The sequence below is a fragment of the Paenibacillus sp. Soil787 genome (assembly GCF_001429545.1).
Classification (GTDB): domain Bacteria; phylum Bacillota; class Bacilli; order Paenibacillales; family NBRC-103111; genus Paenibacillus_E.
In genome coordinates this window covers 262,439-283,637 of the sequence record NZ_LMSP01000003.1, presented here as the reverse complement: position 1 = coordinate 283,637, position 21,199 = coordinate 262,439, and the positions used below count along the sequence as shown (strand labels likewise).

Here is a 21,199-nt window from a genome sequence, read left to right as displayed (position 1 = left end):
ATTCGAACGAGAAAACATATCCTTATACGCGAGAGGGGTTCACTTTTATGAAAAAGCGTTATGCACTAGTCGGTACCGGAGGAAGAGCGGAATTTTTCTATGGCGCCATTGTAAAGGATTTTCAAGAAACGTCGGAGCTGGTTGCGATTTGTGATGTAAATCAAACGAGAATGAATTTTACAAATGGCTTACTCGTCAATAAATATGAATATAACACTGTCCCCACATATAAAGCGGATCAGTTTGAGGAAATGATTCGCAGAGAAAAGCCTGATTATGTCATTGTCACCTCTGTTGATCGTACACATCATACTTACATAATTAAAGCGATGGAGCTTGGCTGCGATGTCATTTCGGAGAAACCGATGACTGTGGATGAAGAGAAATGTCAAGAAATTCTTGATGCGATTAAACGCACAGGGCGGCAGCTTCGCGTGACATTCAATTACCGATACGCTCCACATAATACGAAAATTCGTGAGTTAATCATGGACGGTGCGATAGGTGATGTTCATTCTGTCCATTTCGAGTGGCTGCTGAATACTGAGCATGGAGCGGACTATTTCCGCAGATGGCATCGCGATAAACGCAATGGCGGAGGTTTGCTTGTGCACAAATCAACGCATCATTTTGATCTCGTGAATTTCTGGTTGGGGACGAGTCCGGAGACGGTTTTTGCGATGGGCGGTTTGATGTTCTATGGCAGGGAAAATGCCGAGAAGCGCGGCGTGACCAACTTTTATCAACGTGCGACAGGAAATGAGAATGCGAAGGGTGATCCTTTTGCGCTTCATTTGGATAAAAATGAACATCTCAAAGGTATGTATCTAGATGCGGAGCATGAGGATGGTTATCAACGCGATCAAAGTGTTTTTGGAGATGGAATTAGTATTGAAGATACGATGGGGGTTATGGTCCGGTATAAAAACAAGGCCATTCTCACTTATTCACTGAATGCCTATATGCCTTGGGAAGGCTTCAATGTGCAAATCAATGGCAGTAAGGGCCGTATTGAGATGAGAGTTATTGAGAAATCATACGTAAATTCCGGTGGTCTTAAAGAGGACGAAGGCGCTTTGAAGGAAAAGACGATCAGGGTATTTCCGATGTTCGCGGCTCCTTATAAAGTAGAAATTGAAGAGGGTGTCGGCGGTCACGGCGGCGGCGATCCTGTGCTCTTGAAGGATATTTTTGATAAGCCATCAGATGATCGCTTCGAGCGAGCCGCTTCTCATGTTGACGGGGCGATGTCGATTTTGACCGGTATTGCCGGGAATATTTCCATGCGTACGGGGCAACCGGTTGCGGTGGATAAGCTTGTTACTTTTTAAAAGGTAGACGGAGGTGGGACTGCTTGTGGAATCCAGATTCAATCATGGAAAATCTCTATGACTCCTACGAGAACAAACGTCTGCAGCAGAAACGATCCGAGAATGCCGAACAGACCAAGGAAAGGTTGAAGCGGAACCTGGACAAGTCACTAAAAATAGCATTGGGAGAAAAGGATGAGCTTCGTCCTGTTCTCCTTTAGAATCTTAATGATTAAACATTTTCGTGGTAATTCAAATATTTCGCATAAAACCTTAAGAGCTTGCAAAAAAAAGAAAACCTCATCAAAAGATGGGGTTTTCATATTAAAAATATGGTCTTGGCTTTGTATCCAACAGAATTATGACTAATAAATCGAAAAGTACAAGCGGTAAGATAAATGGGATAAACGAGACTTGAGCCTTATTTTTGTTACGAGTTGTTTTTAAATAAACTCTATTCTTATCTACCTTTACTATTGTACCCTGGTAGGTTCCTTGAGTCGTTTTTATCATGACTTTACGTCCAACATAATTTTTGCAAACCCGATATTTATTTGAAGTGTTCAACTAATTTCCTCCTCTCAAGTTGTGGTAATCTATTATATGCTTTTCTGATTATATGAGTGTGTGCTAGATCAATTGATTTGGAATTGTATTTTATACCCCTCATCTTTCTATCGAGGCATATCTATGCTAACCTGATAGGTAGAGTCAACAAGGTGGTGTACCTCTTTTGAAAAGAGTCTTAATAACGGGTTATAAAGCATCTGAGCTGGGCATTTTTTCTTTAAAGCACCCAGGCATTCCGATTATCAAAAAAGCGATCAAAAAGAGACTCATCGCACTTTTGGATGAAGGTTTAGAATGGGTCGTTGTGAGTGGACAATGGGGAGTCGAATTGTGGGCGGCTGAGGCTGTGCTTGAACTTCGAGGAGGCGCCTACCCAGAGCTGAAATTAGCTGTCGTTACACCTTTTCTGGAGCAAGAAGAAAAATGGAGCGATGATAAGAAAAATAGCTATAATAGCGTCATGGAACGCGCGAATTACGTGAACAGCGTGACAAAAACCAAATATGAAGGACCTTGGCAGTTTAAGGAACGAGACAAGTTTCTGCTCCGTAATTCGGATGGCATCATTCTTGTCTATGATGAAGACACAGAGGGTTCGCCGAAATTTATGAAACAACAGGCAGCGCAGATTGCTGTGAATCATACCTACCCGATTATCACGATTAATGCCTATGATTTGCAAAATATCGCCGAAGATGAACAGGGTGATCAGTCGGGAGATCTGGCTGGAGACTTCGACTTCGCGGACGGCGGTAGCAATACGGATTTTGAGGAAATATAAACAATAAATAGCCGTCTCAAAAGGGTATAGACCTTGGGAGACGGCTATTTTCATAATGGTATATAGCTTACTTTGTAAAAGAAGTCAGCAGCAGTTCAATGTTCTTTCTGGCGTAGCCGACATGCTTATTGTCGCGGGTCAAACGGCTTGCCATGATGCCGCCTTCAATGGATGAGAAGAGGAAGGAAGCGACGGATTCGGTGTCGATATCAGATCGGAATTCCCCGCCGTCGACTCCCTTTTGCAAAATCCCCTGGATGAAGGCCATCATTTGCTCGTAAGCTCCAACCGCACGATCTCGCAGAATTGGAAAGGAATGATCGCTTTCTACCGCTGTATTGAGAAAAGGGCATCCACCTTTAATAGGGGGATTATGCACGGTATCGCTGTACACGTCGCACATCGCTAGGACTTTATCCGCTGCTGTAACGGCACCTTCAACCGCGTCAGCGAAATGTCCCCAGAGCACTTGTCCAGCGTAAGCGAAAGCTTCAATCGCAATCTCATCCTTATTCGCGAAGCTCCGATAAATCCCGCCTTTGGTTAGGCCGGTTACCGTCATAATATCCTGTATGGTTGAACCCGCGTAGCCCTTTTCGTTGAATAGTTCAGCGGATTTCATAATAATATGCAATCGAGTTTTTTCACCTTTACGCATGTGAATATCCTTTCTCAGAGGCGATGACACTCTCGTAATATTGTAACATTTTATAAGTGAATCATAGCATAGATCGTTGTACAATAAAAAAGACCGTACGGTTTGGTCTCTAAAATATCTAATCAACATACATATTAACGAAAAGGATGAGGTTTCTGTGGCTAAAATGGCAAAAGCGACTAAGAGCTACGCGTATCCGCTACTCCTGTCAGCTTTAATTATTTACATGTTATACGTTGTGTTAGCGAATTTATTTTTTGATCCACAAGCTGCTGCTTTTCTGACTCATAAAATGAATCTCAAACGTCCTATGAATCTCCCAATTTGGTTAAACGTTATGCATATTCATGTAGGTGCTGCTTGTTTGGCTATGCTGACAGGAGCGCTTAATTTCTCAAGCAAGATCTTACGCAACGCTCGCAAATTTCATAGAGTCAATGGTTATCTATACGTTATTTTTGTTTTTGTCGTTGTTCTGACCTCAGGCTACATGGCTCCGTATTCAACAGGCGGAAAAATCAATAGCATGGCTTTCAATCTGGTGAGTATCGTCTGGCTCGCCATGACTATTACAGCGATTGTCCAAATTAAACGCAAGCAAGTCAGCAAACATCGGAAGTGGATGGTTCGCAGTTATGCTTTCTGTTTCACAAATCTGTTCATTCATCTTATTAGTTTTATTCTCCATGAAGGAGTTGGTTTGAGGTATGAGTCGAGTTATACGTTTGGTGTTTATGGAGCAATCCTACTTAATTTCCTACTAGCAGAACTTGTAATTCGTTATGTCTACGTCAAAGCTCCGAATGAGTTAAATAAATGAAGACGGAGACATTAATTAGGTTGGCCAAAAGGGGTGGGTTGTTTGTACATTTATCGTGTACGAAGCAACCCACCCCTTTTTTCTGTAACGAAAACGGTGATCTTTGACTCAGCCATTCACATGATGTAATTTCTAATCTTCAAACAATGATGATAAAATAAACGTATCATAACACGGTTGTCGGGTGAACTTTGTATGTAGTCGTTCAGTCATCAAGCATCAGGGGGTAAAACACATGGCATTTTCCTGGAAACGTAATCTTATCACTTTATGGATCGGTGTATTTTTCTGCGGCATGGCGTATACGATCTCTGTTCCTTTCTTACCTATCTTTCTGCACACGGAGCTCGGCATTGATAAAGGATTGGAAGCATGGTCTGGGATTACGTTTGGCATTACTTTTTTGGCTAGCGCTTTAATCGCGCCTTATTGGGGCTCTTTGGCGGACAAGTATGGCCGCAAACCGATGCTGATTCGCTCAGGCTTCAGCCTAAGCGTTCTTTATTTTGCGACCTTTTTCGTCCATGATCCTTACTTATTTCTGGTCGTTCGGATTCTTCAGGGATTGCTTGCCGGTTTTGTTCCTGCTTCCATTGCCTTAGTAGCCACGAACACGCCTGAAAAAGAAGTTGGTTATGCGCTGGGGGTGATGTCAACGGCAGGAGCCGCCGGCAGTGTCATCGGTCCGCTGGTTGGCGGATTCGTCAGCCACTGGGTAGGGAACCGAGAATCGTTTCTGGTCTCTGGATGTGTTGTCTTAGTTGCAGCCTTTATTGGGCTGTTTGGGGCGAAGGAAACGAATTTTAATCGCTCGGCTGCGCGCTCGGGTGTTATGGACGATTTAAAGTCGGCGGCTCATAATCGCCCTTTCATGATGATTCTGGGCGTCACTATGTTGGTAGCAACTTCGGTCATGATTGTCGAGCCTCTGCTTACCATCTATGTGCTGCAAATGGGCGGCAGCCAAAGCTCGGCTTCTCTCAGTTCAGGCATTATTTTCTCTGCGGTGGGCATCGCGACCGTTATTGCAGCACCGAGATGGGGGAAACTCGGACAGAAAATCACCTACTCCAAAACCCTATTCATCGGCCTAATTGGCGGAGGAATAGGGAATCTGCTTCAGTTGGGCACTCACCACCTTCTGGCCTTTGGCATTCTGAGGTTTAGCTATGGGTTGTTTTTTGCTGCTGTTTATCCGGCGTTAAACGCGCTCATCGTGAAATTTACGGACTCCAGCTTTAGAGGCCGAGCATTTAGCTTAAATCAATCCGCTACGCAGCTCGGAACCATGAGCGGTCCGATTATCGGTGGCTTTTTGGGCGGATGGATCGGTATTCCGCTCGTTTTTGCCATCAATGGCTTGGCGCTTATCTGTGTGGCCTTCTTCTTCAAATATCGCGGTCCCAAAGTGGCGGCCGTTCCATCATCTTTACCGGAATTAGGGCAGAACTAAATATACTCGGTCATTCCTTTTTCCTTCAGCAGGTCGACGATATCTTTAACAGATTGTGCTTTGTCTTTGGGACATATTAATAGTGCATCCCCAGTATCCGCAATAATGAAGCCGTCTACGCCAATTGTCGTGATTAGTCTGCCATTTCCATATATGATCGAATTTCGTGTATCTATGCCCATGTGATTTGCTTTAATAATGTTTCCCGATGGATCAGGAGGAAAGATCGCACCGAGCGCATCCCAGCTTCCGATATCATTCCAGCCAAATTGACCAGACAGAACAACAACTTCATCGGAGCGCTCAAGGATCCCGTAGTCAATCGAAATGTTTTGAAGCGTCGGATAGATGTTATTAATGATTTCCTCTGCCTGATCGGTGCCCAGATAATCGCTGATGGGAAGCATTGTCTTATACAGCCGAGGCAGGTAACGCTTAAAATTATCAATAATGACGGAAGTTTTCCAAATGAAAATGCCGCTATTCCATAAATAATTACCTGATGACAGATAGCCTTGTGCTTTCTGAAAGTTTGGTTTTTCTACAAATTCAGCTACTTCGTATACGGCCACAGGGTTTGAAGAAATGGGTTCTTTATCAAAGGCGATATAGCCATACCCGGTCGATGGGAATGTCGGTTTAATTCCGATTGTAACGATTTTGTCCGTCTTCATCGCAACCGTACAGGCTTCGTCTAACGTAAGCCGAAATTGTTCTTCATCGGTTATATAATGATCGGAAGGCAATACAACCATTAAGGAATCACCGTGTGATTTTTCTATCGATAACGCCGCGAAAAGAATGCTTGCAGCCGTGTTTCTGGCAACGGGCTCAATCAAAATGTTGCTTTTCGATACACTGCTATGCATAATGCTCTCCAGCAGAACAGCTTGAGAACGATTCGTTACAATAACGGTATTTTCTTGAGGGATAATGCCTTTGAATCGTTCGATCGTATCGTTTAGCATAATATCATTTCCGCTAATATTTAGAAGCTGCTTTGGAATCTCTTGTCTAGACAGCGGCCAGAAACGGGTTCCGCCCCCGCCTGCAAGAATGGTAGCAAATTTATTCATGATGCATCACCAAATGGGCAATGGAGAAGGAAATGATACTCTCAGAGCCTTGATTAAGGTTCAGCCCTGTGGCATGGATGCCATCATAACAAGCTCCGGTTTGAGGATCAATGAGAGAGATTTGTAATGAATTATGGCCTAAATACCATTCGTAGCATAAGGCTGCTATCTTCAGATAGGCTGGGTCTTGGAGTACGACCGCGGCTTCTTTACAAGCAAGAAGCATTTCACAGGCCTCAATCGGCTGTTCGTCGTATAGAGCGGCCTTTTCACCTCGAAACTGCCAGCCATGGCTGCCAATCGGCTTATAATAACCTTCTTTAGCAAAGGTTTTGGAAACTAGAAAATCCAAGCTTTCCTTAGCTGTTTCCTTCAAACTAAAGTTTTCCGCGATATGTGAGGCTTTTAAAAGTGCCCATGGCAGCATGGAGTTTCCGTAGGTAAGGCTGTCTTCAAACCAATTCCAACCGTTACCCTTATTGCGAACATATTGATTGTGCAGTCGGACCGCTATTTTTTCGATCACATTGATGATAAATGTTCTTGGTAGGAAAGCCTTTTCTTCTGCGGTGCTTGGCGTATGGAGATAGGGGAAGGAGTAAGTTAAAGCATCAGGGGTTTCTATTAAATAACTTAGACCGATTATCGCATAGGCTCCAGCACGAGGAGAACCTAGTTTCTCAATATGCGGTAATGCCTGATTGATTAAATAACGGCATGTATTAAGGACATTATTAGGCAGAAAAGAGGAATGGGCGAGCGCGAATCCTAATGCCCATAGTGTGCGTCCTTGACAATCCTCGGAGCCGCTATCCTCCATGAATGAACGGTTATAATCCATAAAGTTTCTAAAATTTCCATCAGCATTCTGTGCGTGGTGAATGAAAGAAATATAAGTGTGAATGAGGTCTAACGTGTTGGAATCTTTTTGGCTGCTGTACAATAAAACGGCTGCGATTAATGCCCGTGCGTTATCATCCGTCGTATAACCTTTCGACCGGTCGGGTACTCCAAACTTGGTATGTTGAAAAATGCCTGTATCATCCGTTATCCTGCGCATGTAATCGGAGTTAAACTGCAGTATCGTTTGTACTTGCATTAAATCACTCCTAAGTGTTTTACTTTAGCTAAACTGGCATCGTAAGCATTTACTTTCGATAACTCTGCATCTAGTATTTTTTCTTGGAAGATGGCGGCATAGGTTTTGGCAATTTCGTTCCACAGCATGGTTCTTCCGAGTTCGAGCGTACGATGTTCCATTTCAGTTATTTTAGTTGGGTCATTCAGTAATTGAAGGATGCAAGCTTCCAAGGAGGCTGAATCGCGGAAGTTAGCCAGTAAGCCCCTGCCTTCTGCCAGCATTTCCTCGGCATATCGGTAAGGTGTGGAGACAATAACCCTTCCGTAACCGACTCCGTAGGCCAAAGTTCCGCTAACGGCCTGATCCTTGCCTAAATAAGGAGTCATATAAATGTCTGACATAACCAGCGATTGAATGACTTCATCCTGCGTCAAAAGCTTGTCGACGAAGCGGACATTACGCGTTAAATCAAATTCTTCCACAAGACCCATCAGCTTTTGTCTGTATACCTCGCCTGTTTCTTGTTTAACGACCGGATGAGTTTTCCCCCAAACAATATAGAGAGAATCCGGATGCTGTTTGACCACTCCCCGCATAGCTTCAATGCTGTACTCAATCCCTTTGCCAGGACTTAAAAACCCAAAGGTGGATAATATTTTCCGATCGGCAAAGCCGTATTGCTCTTTAAGTTCTGATCTTGATCCGGTTTGGACATGAGGTACGCCATGATGAATGAAAGCGATTTTGGCGGCATCAACGCCATAAGTGGAGATCAAATCGGTTACTGTAGACTGCGCCATCGTGACAACTTTAACACTTAGCTCGGCAACTCGATTCATGATGTGCAGCTGTTTGGCAGAAGGTTTGGTTAACACAGTATGAAAAATGACGACATAAGGAATAGTCAGTCTCTCGACGAATGGAATCAAGTATTCACCGCTTTCTCCGCCGTATATACCGAATTCATGCTGGATAACGAGAAGATCAACGTCAGACGTACCAAGATAATCGGCCGTTTCTATATAATCTGATAGCTTATGTTGGTCAATTTCTCTCATCACTTGCTCCTGATAGTCGTACGTTTCGTTGTTATTGATTGCAATAATACGAGGCTTGTTAAAGCCTTTAATGTGCTGTAGCTCATCTAATAAATCTTGTGTAAATGTAGCTATGCCACATTCTCTCGGCAGGCTAGTGCCTAGAAAAACGATATTCCGATTGCTGCTTCTATACTTCATATAATAAGCCTCCATGTTGGTTCGCGATTTTTGGAACACAAAAAAAAGAATCTAAAGATAGATCTTTAATTCTTTTGGGGGAAGGGGTATTTTATTTTCAGAAAATTCCAAATTATTTCCTGTTTTAACTATAACATGACCATTTTTTCTTGTCAATTCATTGACTCTCCATCGCATACCCTATATATTTATGGAGGGGGTGTATGTGTGTCAGTCATACGCAGTAAACTAAAAGAAGTCATGGAAAATCACGATCCAAAATTATCGATACGTAAGCTCTCTAAAGAGATTAACTACCACTTTGACTCCGTTCGTCGTATGTATAAGGATGAGATGGTACAGTATCCTAGAGATTTATTGCTAAAGCTTTGTCTGTATTTTAATGTCCAGCCTGGACAGCTCATTGGCATCGAAATGAATGTAGAAAGTGATTGGACGATAGATGCATCGATGGATTATCAGGAGGACGTCAATGACAAGGAACTCGATTAAAACGGAGAGCTGTAAACAGCTTCTGGAAACCTTTTATGCAAACCCGAGAATAACTAAAGTGCAGAAACTAACTTTCTCTGGGGTTGGAAAACGTGATGTGTATAATATAACGGCCCCGTTTCAATATGATGGGGAGGAAGTCATACTAGGAAGAGTTGAGGAACGGGATAGCGAGTTCTCTCAAGTCTTCTTTTTTACATGCAAGGATCAGGTTTGGAGTCCCCGAATACATACTCACACTTATAACTTGCAGGATCCATGTATGACGATCATCAAAGGTGAACTAATAATTGGCGGAGTTGAAGTCATTACGGCTGTCGATAATCCGAGTAAGATTGTGTCGTGGGTTACCCAATTTTATCGTGGTTTTCACATAGATTCCTTATGTCACTTCTCATCTGGACCGGGTACGATGAAAGATATTCGACTAATTGAGCTTATCGATGGTAGAGTAGGTGTATTTACTAGACCGCAAGGAGCAAGAGGCGGAAGAGGGCAAATAGGATTTACAATCATCAACTCGTTGGAGGAGCTCAATGAGCAAACCTTCATCAATGCAGAAATTCTTAGAGAGCAATTTGTCTCCGAAGAATGGGGCGGTGCGAACGAAGCACATTTACTGGGGAATGGTCATGTGGGCGTTCTGGGACATGTAGCCTGCTTTGATCCCGTAGGAAACAAGCATTATTATTCCATGGTCTTTTCGATAAACCCTGAGACCTGTGAGAAAACACCCATGAAAGTTATTGCGGCAAGAAGTGATTTTCCAAGAGGACCTGGCAAACGTCCGGATCTTGAAGATGTTATTTTTAGCGGTGGGCTTATACGGTCAGGCAATGGCCGAGCCGTACTTTCTGTTGGCGTTAGTGATGCTGAGGCTTATCAGATAGAGATCCCGGATCCTTTTATAGAGTATGAATAGTAACGAGTGGATTTCCATCAAAGTTTGACTAGATTTTATGGTCATGTTATAATCATTTTGACAAGAATTTATGGTCAAAGAGAGCGGGAAACAAATAAATGAGTAAATTTATTCAATTGAACAAGCGCACTGGTGAAACAAAGTCCCATATGAATCAAGCAAGAAAACAGGGGCGCATCCCGGCTGTGTTGTATGGGATTGGTAAAGATACTTTGTCCGTAGAAGTAAATGAAAAAGAAATGCTGGATATTTTGAAAAAAAATCCGCGAGCTATCTTGCAAGGCAATACATCCGATGAAAAAGTAATTCCGGTCATTGTTCAGAGCGTTCAAAGGGATGCGATGTCGGGTAATTTGCTGCATATCGACTTTCATCATGTGAACATGACTGAAATCATGGACAGCAAAGTAACCATCCAGTTTTCTGGAGAGGCAATCGGAGTGAAATCCGGTGGGGTTCTGCAGATCGAAATCTATGAAGTAGAAGTCCGTTGTATGCCTGGTGATTTACCGACCTCAATGGAAGTTGATATCAGTGGCCTTGATGCTGGTGATAAGCTTCTTGTTTCCGACCTGATTTTCAAAGATGGCATTGAAGTGTTGACGGAACCTAATACGGTTATGATTCAAATCAAAACGGTACATGAGGAAGTCGAAGCAATAGCCTAGAATCCTCGATATATCATATATGTAAATCCCCTTTTAGCAGAATGTGTGATGATTCATGGTTCCATGAATTTAATCACGCTGCTAGAAGGGGATTTTTTGTTTTCTAGGGCGATAAGCGTACCGCGATAATCACGCGAGAACATCTTTAGCTGTAAAATGTGCACCTAATTTCGCGACATTGACATCTTTCAGCAAATAAGCTGCATTTCCTACATCTAAATGTACCGGAAAGGTAGGATTCGAGTGTTTTGGCTGGATTTAACTGCACTTTTTGCAGCAAAACCGCTCAAAAGCTACTCAGGATACATATTAACTGCACAAAATGCAGTTCATGTAGCACGGATGTCTTCCAGAACAATTGCGATCAGCTAGAAATGCGGAGAGCAGCATTTTCTTCTATTCTCATCATATTTGTTTTATGCCCGTTTTATTTTGTTTCTATTTTTTTTTCTGATTATAACTATGATGCATCACATACACGTATTTGAAATCTTTAAAACAAAAACAAAAATAAGTATTCAAAAATAAACAAAGATGTGTTACGATGAATCCATCAAGAACAAACACATACTCATGGGGTGTAAAGCGGAGAGACTTTGAGCTACGCTCAAAGATCCCTATATTATCTATATTAGGAGGATACGTATGGTAGCGAATTTGTGGGAAGCGGAAAAAGCGAAGGCAGTGTCGAAAGGTGTAGAGGAACTGGTGTACCGTTCCAATTTGTTAGGGACAGACCGTGCAGTTGCCAACTGGGGCGGCGGCAACACATCGTACAAAACAATCGAGAAGGATTTCCGCGGTCGTGATGTAGAAGTGATGTGGGTAAAGGGTAGCGGTTCAGACCTTGCTACCATGAAAGCAAAGAATTTCACAGGTCTTCGCATGGAAGACATTCGTCCTTTGTTCGAGAGAGATGAAATGTCCGACGAAGAAATGGTTGCTTACCTTGTGAATTGTATGATCGACAGCAAACATCCGCGTGCTTCTATTGAGACGCTTTTACATGCATTTTTGCCTTTCAAAAACGTGGACCACACGCATCCTGATGCGATTATCGGTCTCTGCTGCGCACATAACGGACGTGAGCTTGCGAAAGAAATTTACGGCGACCGTTTCGTATGGGTACCTTATGTACGTCCTGGTTTTACACTTTCCAAAATGATCGCGGAAGGCGTTAGAAACAATCCAAAGGCTGAGCTCGTTCTGATGGAGAAGCATGGTCTAGTTACTTGGGGCGAAACGTCGGAAGAGAGCTACCTCAAGACTTTGGCTATCATTCAAGAAGCAGAAAGCTTCATTGAAGCTCGTGTGAACGAGAGCAGTCTTTATGGCGGAGCGAAGTATGAGTCCCTTTCCGAATCCGAACAAAAAGATATTTTGGCACAAGTTCTGCCAATCGTTCGCGGAGCAGTGAGCAATGAGAAGAAAATGATCCTGACCACTGACAGCGCGGATGATGTTCTGAAGTTCGTTAACAGTAAAGATGCTGCCGTGTTATCCCAGGTAGGAGCGGCTTGCCCGGATCACTTGGTTCATACGAAAATGAAGCCTCTTTACATCGATTGGAATCCAAACTCCCGTGATGCGGCTTCCTTAATTGAAGCTTTGAACGCTGGAATCGCGGCTTACAAAGAAGAGTACAAGGCATATTTTGACCGCAACAAAAATGAAGGCGACGTCATGAACGAAGCGGCACCTCGCGTTATCCTGATCCCAGGTATCGGGATGATCAACACAGGCAAAAGCTGGTCCAATGCCCAAGTAAGCGGAGCTCTCTATCACCGTGCGATTGCCGTAATGAGAGGCGCAACAGCTCTCGGAACGTTCGTTTCCTTAAGCGAAAATGAATCCTTCAATGTCGAGTACTGGCCTCTTGAACTTTATAAATTAACTTTGGCTCCGGCTGAAGCTGAGTTTTCCCGTAAAATTGCTTTCATCACAGGCGGTGCAGGTGGAATCGGAAGCGTAACGGCTCGTCAGTTTTTAAAAGAAGGCGCGCACGTCGTTCTAGCTGACTTGAATCTTGAAGGCGCACAAAAATTAGCAGCTGAACTGAATGAGCAGTATGGCGAAAACAGAGCCATTGCCGTTAAAATGGATGTAACCAAAGAAGAGGAAGTGGAAGCTGCTTACCGCGACTCGATTCTCAGCTATGGCGGTATTGATATTATCGTAAATAATGCTGGTCTTGCGACTTCCAGTCCTTTTGACGAAACATCACTCAAAGAGTGGAACCTGAACATGAACGTGCTTAGCACAGGTTACTTCCTCGTAGCTAGAGAAGCATTTAAAATTATGAAAAAACAAAGCATTGGCGGCAGCATGGTATTCGTCGGCTCCAAAAACTCAGTTTTCGCAGGCAAAAATGCCTCTGCCTACTCGACAGCCAAAGCGGCTGAAATACACTTAGCACGTTGTATCGCTGCTGAGGGCGGGGAATTCGGCATTCGCGTAAACTCGGTATTGCCAGATGCGATTCTTCAAGGCTCCGCGATTTGGAATTCCGGCTGGCGCAACGAACGGGCTGCTGCTTACGGTATTGAACCGGATCAGTTGGAAGAGCACTACCGCAAAAGAACGACGCTGCTTGTTAATATTTTCCCGAAAGACGTTGCGGAAGCTATCGTATACTTCGCTTCTTCCAAAGCAGACAAAACGACAGGTTGTATGATCACAGTTGACGGCGGCGTTCCGGCTGCTTTCACTCGCTAATTACTTCCACAATCAAAAGGAGATATAATCCGATGAGCGATAAAGCATACGCCTTGTTCGAAGAGCAACAAGCAAATAGAGGCATTGATCTGCCAGCTGTTAAAGCTAAGCTGAAAGCCCTCAAAGTAGAAACTCCATCATGGGGCTACGGGGATTCAGGAACTCGCTTCAAAGTTTATAAGCAAAACGGTGTCCCGCGTAATCCCTTCGAGAAATTCGAAGACGCTGCGCAAGTTCATAAACTGACGGGTGTTTGCCCGTCGGTTGCTATCCATATTCCATGGGATAAAGTCGATGATTACGCGAAGCTGAAGCAGCACGCGGCTGATCTTGGTGTTTCCATTGGTGCGGTGAACCCTAACCTTTTTCAAGAGGATGATTACATCTTCGGCAGTGTAACGAACTCGAACGAAGCTATTCGCCGTAAAGCGACGGATCATCTGCTGGAGTGTGTGGACATTGCTAAGACAGTAGGATCCGATGTGCTGAGCCTATGGTTCGCTGACGGTTCCAACTACCCTGGGCAAGTCGATATTCGCGCTCGTAAAACATGGATGTATGAAGCGCTTAAAGAAATGTACGGAGCCATGACGCCAAGCATGCGTATGCTGATTGAATACAAGTTCTATGAGCCTGCATTCTATCACACGGATTTAGCGGACTGGGGAATGGCATTCAATTTGGCGAACAAATTGGGGCCTCAAGCTGAAGTGCTAGTGGACACGGGGCATCACCCGCAAGGAACGAACATTGAGCATATCGTGACTTACTTGTTAGATGAAAATAAACTGGGCGGCTTCCACTTCAACTCCCGCAAATATGGGGATGATGATCTGATCGTTGGTTCGGTCAATCCGTATGAATTGTTCCTGATTTTCTACCAAATCATTGATGCAGCGAACGATAAAAATCCACAAATCCGTCAGGCTGCTAACAATATTGCCTACATGATCGATCAAAGCCATAATATCGAGCGTAAAATTCCAGCGATGCTGCGTTCTGTGCTTAACGTTCAAACACAGTATGCGAAAGCTTTGCTGATCAACCTCGATGAAGTTAGGGACGCTCAAGAACGTCAGGACGTTCTAGGCGCAGAAGACGCTGTGCGTAAGGCATTCGAATTCGATGTGACACCGCTGCTACAAGCCGTTCGTGAAGAGATAGGTGTACCTGTAGATCCGATGAAAGCCTACCTGGAAAGCGGCTACGACGAAAGCATTAATGCTCGTGGCAAAGGCGGTGCCAGCTGGTGAGTAAGCCCTCCTGCGTACTGGCCTTTGATTTGGGAGCAAGCAGCGGCAGAGCGATCGTCGGACGACTTGATTCCGAGTCGGGCATCGTTACGATCGAGGAAATTCACCGCTTCTCGAATGATCCGGTGAAGGTGGGCAACCACCTTCATTGGGACATTTTGAGATTGTTTCATGAATTGAAACAAGGTATTTTACAGATGAAGCATCTGGGATATACGGATATCGAGAGCCTAGCCATCGATTCATGGGCGGTAGATTTCGGGCTGCTAGCGGCAAATGGTGAGCTTCTCGGTAATCCTTATCACTATCGGGACCATCAAACGGACCATGTTATGGATAAGGTCATTGATCTTATTGGTCGTGAAAAGCTGTATGCCAAAACAGGTCTTCAGTTCCTTCAATTTAATTCGCTTTTTCAATTATATGCGTTAAAAGAAAGAAATCCAGAGCTTCTGCAGCGCGCAGATACGTTCTTGATGATTCCTGATTTACTCCGATACTTCTTAACGGACGAAAAACATAGCGAGTACACCAATTCCACAACGACGCAGCTTTTTAATGCAACAACGAAGACATGGGATACGGAGCTCTTAGAGCAGCTTGGTCTTCCTGGTGAGCTACTATTGGAACCGGTTTCGTCAGGGACTAGAGTTGGCGCGTTAACCAAAGAGATTTGTGATGAACTCGATGTTCCTTCGATTCCTGTCATTGCCGTAGGCGAGCATGATACAGCATCTGCAGTTGTCGCAGTTCCTGCTTTAGAAGAAGATTTCGCATTCTTAAGCTGCGGTACTTGGTCACTGCTCGGAACGGAGACGTTGGCGCCGGTGCTTAGTGAACAGGCATTAGCTTGGAATTTCACCAATGAAGGCGGCGTTTATGGTACGAACCGATTGTTGAAGAACATCATGGGCTTATGGTTAATTCAGGAATGTAAGCGTACATGGGACAAAGAAGGAAAAAACATCAGCTTTGCTGAATTAGTTAAGCTTGCCGAGCAGGTGAAGCCTTTCCAATGCTTCATCGATCCGGATGATGACATGTTCTTGAATCCTGAGCATATGCCGAAGCAAATTCAACAATATTGCCGGGAAACGGAACAGATTGTACCGCAAACGGAAGGTGAAATTGTTCGTTGTCTTTTGGAAAGTCTGGCTTTGAAGTATCGGTTTATTTTAGAAAGAACGGAACACCTATCAGGGAAGAAATATCAAGGTCTTCACATCGTTGGCGGCGGCATTCAGAACGAACTGCTTTGTCAATTCACGTCAAATGCTATACAACGCGAGGTTTGGGCTGGTCCTGTTGAGGGTAGTGCCTTAGGTAACCTTGTAGTACAATGGATATCATTAGGGTATATCGCGAATTTGCGCGAAGCCAGAAAGCTGATTCGAAAATCGTTCCCGGTCAAAACGTACTTCCCTGAGGATGGAGTGGGTTGGCAGGAAGCGTATGCAACATTTTGTCAGGTGGCGTCCCGTATGGCGGTGAAATGAGGGAATACGATGCTGGTAGCGGAAAGATGGCAGAGAATCATTCAGTTGGTGAATGAAAGAGGAAGTATTCGCGTAACGGAACTCAGCGAGCTGTGTCAAGTAACGGAAGAAACGATTCGACGTGATTTGGATCGGTTAGAAGGTGAAGGTAAGCTGATGCGCAGTCATGGCGGCGCTGTCAGTGTGAAGGAAGCGCAGTCGGAAGTTCCTTTCATGGAAAGGGAAACGGCGCAGTCGGATTTCAAGAATAGCATCGCGAAGGAAGCGGTATCACATATTCGGGAGCACGATCGGATAATTCTAGATGCAAGTACAACGGCTTGGTATATGGCCAAAATTATTCCCGATATGCCGCTGACGATCATCACGAACTCGATGAAGGTTGCGCTTGAGGTGAGCGGTAAGGAGAAAATTCAGGTTATATCAACAGGTGGACTCCTTTCTCCAAAATCGTTGTCCTATGTAGGACCACTCGCGGAAAGATCTTTGGACATGTATCACGTTCATAAGTTGTTCTTGTCCTGCAAAGGGGTTCACATCCAGCGCGGAATTAGCGAATCCAACGAGCTGCAAGCGCTCATTAAACGCAAAATGATCAGTATCGCTGATGAAACGTACCTGCTTGCTGACCATAGTAAATTCGGTATGCAATCTTTGACGCAAGTAGCTGGCTGGCCCGAGATTAAGCACTTGATTACAGACAATCAAACAAACAAGGTCGATGTAGATCAGATTCGTGATAAAGGTGTCCACGTCCTCCAATTAGATAAAGGTTAAAAATGATGTACCTCCCATCACCAGTATGTTTTCTCTCGTACTGAGGATGGTTTTTTGTATAACCAAACGCCTCTAAGGAGAGACGATTCAGGAAGGGAGTTAGCTGCAATTATGAAAGTATCCTTATTCATTACGTGTTTGAGCGACCTTGTTTATCCCAAGGTTGGTGAGTCTATGGTTCACTTGCTTGCCCAATATGGCGTTAAGCTAGATTTCCCTGCGACTCAAACATGCTGCGGTCAGCCTGCCTTCAATAGCGGCTATTGGGATGAGGCGCGAGGTTCCGCGTTGACACTGCTTCAAGCATTTGAAGACAGTGATTTTGTGATATCACCTTCGGGTTCATGCACAAGTATGATTCATCATTATTATCCGAAGCTGTTCGAAAATGACCCTATCAATCTAGCAAGAGCTAACAGATTAGTAGAAAAAACTTATGAATTCACGCAGTTCCTCGTGCAAGTATTGGGTGTGACTGATTTGGGGGCCGTGTTCCCGCACAAAGTGACCTATCATCCGTCCTGCCACGGCAGCCGATTGTTAGGTGTCAAAGAGGAACCGATGNGGTGTGACTGATTTGGGGGCCGTGTTCCCGCACAAAGTGACCTATCATCCGTCCTGCCACGGCAGCCGATTGTTAGGTGTCAAAGAGGAACCGATGCAGCTGATGCAAAATATCCGTGAATTGGAACTTGTCCCCCTTCCTCATGCGGAGGATTGCTGTGGATTTGGCGGGACTTTTGCGGTGAAAATGTGTGATATTTCAGGTGCTATGGTATCCGAGAAATCGGATCATGTGTTGGAAACGGAAGCAGAAGTGCTTGTTGGACTTGATATGGGATGTTTAATGAATATTGCAGGGAATTTATCCTATCGTGGAAAACCCGTGAAGGTCATGCATCTAGCAGAATTACTATTCGAGGGAGTGAAGCTGGCGCATGAGCGATCATAAACCGAGTGGGACCGTCAAGGNGCTCCTTGATTTCCAGACTATGTTTAATGAATATTGCAGGCAATTTATCCTACCGTGGAAAACCCGTGAAGGTCATGCATCTAGCAGAATTACTATTCGAGGGAGTGAAGCTGGCGCATGAGCGATCATAAACCGAGTGGGACCGTCAAGGAAAGATCCAAAGTCGCGCTGAACAATGACTTTCTTCGCAATGCGGTGAAGTTCACGACCGAACGGCTGAAGAACGGGAAGCTGGCAGCGACTGAAGAGCATGGGAACTGGGAAGAGTGGCGTGAGCGTGGCAGGCAAATTAGGCTGCATACGATTGCACACTTGGACTAYTATCTTGGCAAATTCGTTGAAAATGCGAGAGCRCAGGGCGTGCATGTTCATTTCGCAGCAGATGCAGCAGATGCTGTTCGTTTGACGATGCAAATCGCTGARCACAAGAAGGCAAAAAGTGTAGTTAAGTCCAAGTCGATGGTTTCCGAAGAATTGCATATCAACCATGCGCTTGAGCAAATCGGTGTCGAGGCGATTGAAACGGACCTTGGTGAATATATTATTCAGCTGGCYGGCGAGACGCCTTCGCATATTATTATTCCGGCGATTCACAAAAATCGCTACCAGATCGCCGATCTGCTTTCTGAGGATGCAGGCRAGAAGCTTGAGCCGGACACGGGTATATTGGCTGGCTATGTAAGAAGGAAGCTGCGCGAGAAGTTCCTTGAAGCCGACATTGGGATGACGGGCTGTAATTTTGCTATTGCGGAGACAGGGTCTATCGTTCTTTTCGAAAATGAAGGCAATGCGCGGATGGTTAGTACCATCCCTAAGACACAGATCACCTTCATGGGCATGGAGCGAATCATTCCTACGTTGGACGATCTCGAAGTGATGGCAACNAATGCGCGGATGGTTAGTACCATCCCTAAGACACAGATCACCTTCATGGGCATGGAGCGAATCATTCCTACGTTGGACGATCTCGAAGTGATGGCAACMTTGCTGCCGCGCTCAGCTACAGGACAAAAGCTCACGGTGTACATGTCTGTGATTTCTGGACCGCAGCGGGAGCAGGACGGCGATGGGCCGGAAGAAATGCACGTCATTATCCTAGATAATGGACGTTCCTTGCAGCTTGGWGATCCTSAGTTCCAGGAATTGCTGAACTGCATTCGCTGTGGGGCATGCTTGAACGCATGTCCGGTTTATCGTCACATCGGCGGCCACGCTTACGGCGGTGTATATAGTGGCCCGATCGGGGCTGTGCTTACGCCGGCATTGAACAAAAACGTCGACCAATGGGACGACATCGCGAGTGCGTCAAGCCTGTGTGGTGCCTGTTATGAGGCATGCCCGGTGAAGATTCCGCTGCATGATATGCTCATTTATCTCCGTCAACGCAAAGTGGAGCGCGGGGCCACGGATTTTGTTGAAAAGGTCGGCATGAAAGGCTTTAATTTCTTGATGTCCGACGCCAAGCGGGTGAAAGCCTTAATCAAACTCGGTCGCATTGGGCAGAAGTTGTTAGTTCGCGATGGTCATATCAAAGCGAAGATAGGTCCTTTAAAACCTTGGAATTCCTATCGTTATGCGCCAAGCATGGCGAAAAAGACATTCCGTGAGTCATGGAAGGACATCGAGCAGGGATTAGAAGGTACCTTCCCTGAGCTTGATTCCGTGATGAAAGCCCGTATGGAAAAGCTCGTGGCTGATCGCAAAGACGGCGGAGGAGGACATCATCATGGCTAAATCAGATGCAGCATTTCTCCAGAAGCTTCATCAAGAAGCCCTGAAGGATCAGGAGGCCTTCTTTACTAATATTTCTAATCGGCTAGGCAGAGCTAAGCCTTTGCAAACAGCTCCTTCGCATAGCACGAAGGGGGCTCCTGAATTCTGGGAGCAGATGGATCTTCCGCTCGAAGAGCGCATCCAGTTGTTTATGACGAACTGGCAGAAAGCTGGGGGCCATGCGAAACGCCTGACCGGAATGGCTGAAGCGCAAGCATTCATTGCGAACTTCATTGCATTGACCCAAGCTAAGCAAATCATTATTCAGGATCAATCGGAGCTGGAGATCCTTCGGAAGGAGCTGGCAGAGAGCGATGTAGACATCTGCGTATGGAACTCAGACGGAGTTGGTGCACAAGGCAAAGAAGAACTCATTGCCAAAGCAGCAGGAGCCGATATTGGGATCATAGCGGCAGAACATGCGGTAGCTTACACGGGATCCCTTGTCGTTACTTCCGCCCCAACTAGAGGTAGAAGTGTCAGCTTGCTTCCTACGACGTTGATCGCCATCATTCCTGTGGAGCGTCTGACAACCAAGCTGGGCGAAGTTCTCATGCCATTCGATGAACTGGAGATGAAGGACAGGCCAGCGGGCATCCATTTCATTTCGGGGCCAAGTCGTTCTGCTGATATTGAAAATGATTTAACGATCGGCGTTCATGGTCCCGGTATTGTATATGCACTTATTATTGAATAAATGAGGTTGTGGTGCAAAGCTCTAATTCATGATAACGTAATTGATAATGAAGTCATGGGATGGGTGCATGAATTGGGACCCGAAATCGACAAACGAATCCGCCAAGAATTAATAAATGAGAAATCCTTAACGAAAGAAACCTTGATTAGACAGACAAAGTATCTAAGATATTTGGTTTAGTGGCATAGACAAAGTATAGTTTGTCGGGTAACTGCGCGCTTTTTTAAATCCTTGCACCAGAACCGAAAAGCCTGCTGTTCTTATAAGCAGGCTCTTCTTAACAGATAAGAATTTATATGTTTTGGGTTTGGGTTAAGCGAAGCTTACCCTTTATTTACCACAGAAGTTCTCGGTATCCCCAATAGGGATCTTTGGTCGTAGGCCAAAGTCTCTCCTTATTAATTTGGGTTGGAGCGAACTTTAACGAGAAGAACTCAGAAGTGATT

At 44.8% G+C, this 21,199-nt stretch carries 20 protein-coding genes and 2 pseudogenes; 17 read left to right on the top strand and 5 right to left on the bottom strand.

All coding sequences use genetic code 11. The features are described 5' to 3' along the window. Nucleotides 1-47 precede the first annotated feature (47 nt). On the top strand, nucleotides 48-1,331 hold the full coding sequence (locus ASG93_RS07250; RefSeq protein ID WP_056830325.1) for a Gfo/Idh/MocA family protein: 1,284 nt from the start codon (nucleotides 48-50) through the stop codon (nucleotides 1,329-1,331). Nucleotides 1,332-1,354: 23 nt separating this feature from the next. Beyond that, nucleotides 1,355-1,531 carry a hypothetical protein gene (locus tag ASG93_RS34910; RefSeq protein ID WP_156410833.1) on the top strand — a complete coding sequence of 59 codons (177 nt, stop codon included), beginning with the start codon at nucleotides 1,355-1,357 and terminating at the stop codon, nucleotides 1,529-1,531. Between the two features lie 103 nt (nucleotides 1,532-1,634). Here ASG93_RS34910 and ASG93_RS07245 read toward each other — a convergent pair whose 3' ends face one another. Beyond that, entirely contained in the window at nucleotides 1,635-1,877 is a 243-nt protein-coding gene (locus ASG93_RS07245) for a hypothetical protein (protein ID WP_056830323.1), read from the bottom strand. A gap of 166 nt (nucleotides 1,878-2,043) precedes the next feature. Between ASG93_RS07245 and ASG93_RS07240 the strand changes: the two genes are divergently transcribed. Then, entirely contained in the window at nucleotides 2,044-2,661 is a 618-nt protein-coding gene (locus tag ASG93_RS07240; RefSeq protein ID WP_063891791.1) for an SLOG family protein, read from the top strand. 67 nt (nucleotides 2,662-2,728) lie between these two features. On the opposite strand, the gene ASG93_RS07235 is transcribed toward ASG93_RS07240, so the two are convergent. Continuing rightward, nucleotides 2,729-3,319 carry a TetR/AcrR family transcriptional regulator gene (locus ASG93_RS07235; protein WP_056830321.1) on the bottom strand — a complete coding sequence of 197 codons (591 nt, stop codon included), beginning with the start codon at nucleotides 3,317-3,319 and terminating at the stop codon, nucleotides 2,729-2,731. Nucleotides 3,320-3,485: 166 nt separating this feature from the next. On the opposite strand from ASG93_RS07235, the gene ASG93_RS07230 reads away from it, so the two are divergent. Continuing rightward, on the top strand, nucleotides 3,486-4,139 hold the full coding sequence (locus ASG93_RS07230) for a DUF2306 domain-containing protein (RefSeq protein WP_056830367.1): 654 nt from the start codon (nucleotides 3,486-3,488) through the stop codon (nucleotides 4,137-4,139). 235 nt (nucleotides 4,140-4,374) lie between these two features. Continuing rightward, complete coding sequence (locus ASG93_RS07225) at nucleotides 4,375-5,592, top strand: MFS transporter (RefSeq protein WP_056830319.1); 1,218 nt, start codon at nucleotides 4,375-4,377, stop codon at nucleotides 5,590-5,592. Here ASG93_RS07225 and ASG93_RS07220 read toward each other — a convergent pair. From ASG93_RS07220 to ASG93_RS07210, 3 genes are read right to left on the bottom strand one after another with little or no spacing between them, the layout of a single operon-like run. Next, nucleotides 5,589-6,668: a mannose-1-phosphate guanylyltransferase gene (locus ASG93_RS07220; RefSeq protein WP_029196696.1), complete on the bottom strand. Its 1,080-nt coding sequence runs from the start codon at nucleotides 6,666-6,668 to the stop codon at nucleotides 5,589-5,591. The two genes, ASG93_RS07225 and ASG93_RS07220, sit on opposite strands and share 4 nt — an antisense overlap. Beyond that, nucleotides 6,661-7,767 (bottom strand): hypothetical protein, encoded by a 1,107-nt coding sequence (locus ASG93_RS07215; protein WP_056830318.1) that lies wholly within the window; start codon nucleotides 7,765-7,767, stop codon nucleotides 6,661-6,663. The genes ASG93_RS07220 and ASG93_RS07215 overlap by 8 nt, the downstream gene beginning before the upstream one ends. Then, nucleotides 7,767-8,987, bottom strand: coding sequence for a glycosyltransferase family 4 protein (locus ASG93_RS07210; protein WP_056830316.1), 1,221 nt, complete (start codon nucleotides 8,985-8,987; stop codon nucleotides 7,767-7,769). The genes ASG93_RS07215 and ASG93_RS07210 overlap by 1 nt, the downstream gene beginning before the upstream one ends. A 207-nt stretch (nucleotides 8,988-9,194) precedes the next feature. Between ASG93_RS07210 and ASG93_RS07205 the strand changes: the two genes are divergently transcribed. The 12 genes and pseudogenes from ASG93_RS07205 to ASG93_RS07160 all read left to right on the top strand — a co-directional run bounded on the left by ASG93_RS07205 (nucleotide 9,195) and on the right by ASG93_RS07160 (nucleotide 20,753). Then, nucleotides 9,195-9,479 carry a helix-turn-helix domain-containing protein gene (locus tag ASG93_RS07205; RefSeq protein WP_056830314.1) on the top strand — a complete coding sequence of 95 codons (285 nt, stop codon included), beginning with the start codon at nucleotides 9,195-9,197 and terminating at the stop codon, nucleotides 9,477-9,479. Next, nucleotides 9,460-10,401, top strand: coding sequence for a DUF1861 family protein (locus ASG93_RS07200; RefSeq protein WP_056830312.1), 942 nt, complete (start codon nucleotides 9,460-9,462; stop codon nucleotides 10,399-10,401). Before ASG93_RS07205 ends, ASG93_RS07200 begins: the two co-directional genes overlap by 20 nt. Before the next feature lie 98 nt (nucleotides 10,402-10,499). Then, nucleotides 10,500-11,069 carry a 50S ribosomal protein L25 gene (locus tag ASG93_RS07195; protein ID WP_056830310.1) on the top strand — a complete coding sequence of 190 codons (570 nt, stop codon included), beginning with the start codon at nucleotides 10,500-10,502 and terminating at the stop codon, nucleotides 11,067-11,069. Nucleotides 11,070-11,714: 645 nt separating this feature from the next. Next, a complete protein-coding gene (locus ASG93_RS07190; RefSeq protein WP_056830308.1) occupies nucleotides 11,715-13,784 on the top strand; it encodes a bifunctional rhamnulose-1-phosphate aldolase/short-chain dehydrogenase in 2,070 nt (689 codons plus the stop codon). Nucleotides 13,785-13,816: 32 nt separating this feature from the next. After that, nucleotides 13,817-15,037: an L-rhamnose isomerase gene (gene rhaI, locus ASG93_RS07185; protein WP_056830306.1), complete on the top strand. Its 1,221-nt coding sequence runs from the start codon at nucleotides 13,817-13,819 to the stop codon at nucleotides 15,035-15,037. After that, complete coding sequence (gene rhaB / locus ASG93_RS07180; RefSeq protein ID WP_063891790.1) at nucleotides 15,034-16,533, top strand: rhamnulokinase; 1,500 nt, start codon at nucleotides 15,034-15,036, stop codon at nucleotides 16,531-16,533. Before rhaI ends, rhaB begins: the two co-directional genes overlap by 4 nt. Before the next feature lie 9 nt (nucleotides 16,534-16,542). Further along, nucleotides 16,543-17,310 (top strand): DeoR/GlpR family DNA-binding transcription regulator, encoded by a 768-nt coding sequence (locus ASG93_RS07175; RefSeq protein WP_056830302.1) that lies wholly within the window; start codon nucleotides 16,543-16,545, stop codon nucleotides 17,308-17,310. 111 nt (nucleotides 17,311-17,421) lie between these two features. After that, nucleotides 17,422-17,874: pseudogene (locus ASG93_RS36250) on the top strand (heterodisulfide reductase-related iron-sulfur binding cluster); the annotation flags it as partial. A 1-nt stretch (nucleotide 17,875) separates the two neighbouring features. Continuing rightward, nucleotides 17,876-18,262 (top strand): (Fe-S)-binding protein (locus ASG93_RS36245; protein ID WP_162262832.1); only part of this gene is annotated, 387 nt, incomplete at its 5' end. Between the two features lie 138 nt (nucleotides 18,263-18,400). Next, nucleotides 18,401-19,167 (top strand): annotated as a pseudogene (locus ASG93_RS36240) (LUD domain-containing protein); the annotation flags it as partial. Between the two features lies 1 nt (nucleotide 19,168). After that, nucleotides 19,169-20,017, top strand: an 849-nt coding sequence (locus tag ASG93_RS36235; protein ID WP_235550768.1) for an LUD domain-containing protein, incomplete at its 5' end; no start/stop codon positions are given. Then, nucleotides 20,010-20,753: a LutC/YkgG family protein gene (locus tag ASG93_RS07160; RefSeq protein ID WP_056830298.1), complete on the top strand. Its 744-nt coding sequence runs from the start codon at nucleotides 20,010-20,012 to the stop codon at nucleotides 20,751-20,753. The genes ASG93_RS36235 and ASG93_RS07160, both read left to right, overlap by 8 nt. Nucleotides 20,754-21,199: the final 446 nt, after the last annotated feature.

What these genes read in the sequence shown, in the direction of transcription:
- ASG93_RS07250 (WP_056830325.1), top strand. Translation starts at nt 48, where the DNA reads ATGAAAAAGCGTTATGCACTAGTCGGTACCGGAGGAAGAGCGGAATTT.
- ASG93_RS07235 (WP_056830321.1), bottom strand. Translation starts at nt 3,319, where the DNA reads ATGCGTAAAGGTGAAAAAACTCGATTGCATATTATTATGAAATCCGCT.
- ASG93_RS07230 (WP_056830367.1), top strand. Translation starts at nt 3,486, where the DNA reads ATGGCAAAAGCGACTAAGAGCTACGCGTATCCGCTACTCCTGTCAGCT.
- ASG93_RS07225 (WP_056830319.1), top strand. Translation starts at nt 4,375, where the DNA reads ATGGCATTTTCCTGGAAACGTAATCTTATCACTTTATGGATCGGTGTA.
- ASG93_RS07220 (WP_029196696.1), bottom strand. Translation starts at nt 6,668, where the DNA reads ATGAATAAATTTGCTACCATTCTTGCAGGCGGGGGCGGAACCCGTTTC.
- ASG93_RS07215 (WP_056830318.1), bottom strand. Translation starts at nt 7,767, where the DNA reads ATGCAAGTACAAACGATACTGCAGTTTAACTCCGATTACATGCGCAGG.
- ASG93_RS07210 (WP_056830316.1), bottom strand. Translation starts at nt 8,987, where the DNA reads ATGAAGTATAGAAGCAGCAATCGGAATATCGTTTTTCTAGGCACTAGC.
- ASG93_RS07200 (WP_056830312.1), top strand. Translation starts at nt 9,460, where the DNA reads ATGACAAGGAACTCGATTAAAACGGAGAGCTGTAAACAGCTTCTGGAA.
- ASG93_RS07195 (WP_056830310.1), top strand. Translation starts at nt 10,500, where the DNA reads ATGAGTAAATTTATTCAATTGAACAAGCGCACTGGTGAAACAAAGTCC.
- ASG93_RS07190 (WP_056830308.1), top strand. Translation starts at nt 11,715, where the DNA reads ATGGTAGCGAATTTGTGGGAAGCGGAAAAAGCGAAGGCAGTGTCGAAA.
- rhaI (WP_056830306.1), top strand. Translation starts at nt 13,817, where the DNA reads ATGAGCGATAAAGCATACGCCTTGTTCGAAGAGCAACAAGCAAATAGA.
- ASG93_RS07175 (WP_056830302.1), top strand. Translation starts at nt 16,543, where the DNA reads ATGCTGGTAGCGGAAAGATGGCAGAGAATCATTCAGTTGGTGAATGAA.
- ASG93_RS07160 (WP_056830298.1), top strand. Translation starts at nt 20,010, where the DNA reads ATGGCTAAATCAGATGCAGCATTTCTCCAGAAGCTTCATCAAGAAGCC.